Here is a 695-nt window from a genome sequence, read left to right as displayed (position 1 = left end):
TCCTCTCGCAGCGACTTCTGGCAAAAGGTACCCCCCCTTACTTCGTAACGTGGGTCCTTTTTTCGGCTCTTAAGCATTGACATTAACAATAGGAGAAATTTATGTCTAAGAAAGTCATCAAAGCTATTGCAAAAACTTACAAAAGCCTACCCACTACGTGTCCAGACCGTATCAAAGCGTATGGTATCGTGTATAACAATACCGAAGTAGGAGGTGTCCTACTTAACCAGCATCCTGCAGGTAAACGTGTCGCGGGCATGGTCCTCGACAAGTTAGGGTATGACCCATTAGTAAATGAGGCAGCTTCTGTCGAAGGAAGTCTAGACGACTTCTAAGTAAACTTAACATTAAGGCAACCTTCGGGTTGTCTTAATTTTTGTCTCACACTCACACCGATAGGAAAGGATAACAACTCTTAGGGCTCTTACATTTTGAATAACGGTGACTAACCTAAGAATTAACGGGTAGCGCTCTCATATTATGGTTAACGTAACTATCAACAAACTAGAGGTGTAACATGGATTTAGCAATTATCATCATTATCGTAGTAGCAATCGCAGCATACTATGGCTTTATGCAGTCAGCGGAAGTTGTGGCTAAGATCGCAACTCGTGAAGTAAACCATCTTGACCGTCAACATAAAGTAAGTGTAGTAGAACGCACTGCCAAACTTGACGAGTCAGTAACAGATGAAC

1 protein-coding gene is annotated in these 695 nt (G+C 42.3%); it reads left to right on the top strand.

What is annotated here, in order from left to right; translation table 11 throughout:
• The first annotated feature begins 101 nt into the window (after positions 1-101).
• Positions 102-335 carry a hypothetical protein gene (locus BZJ21_RS15435; RefSeq protein ID WP_037189692.1) on the top strand — a complete coding sequence of 78 codons (234 nt, stop codon included), beginning with the start codon at positions 102-104 and terminating at the stop codon, positions 333-335.
• Positions 336-695 lie beyond the last annotated feature (360 nt).

The sequence above is a fragment of the Salinivibrio costicola subsp. alcaliphilus genome, from assembly GCF_001996185.1.
Lineage (GTDB): Bacteria > Pseudomonadota > Gammaproteobacteria > Enterobacterales > Vibrionaceae > Salinivibrio > Salinivibrio costicola.
This window is presented reverse-complemented; position numbering and strand designations above follow the sequence as displayed.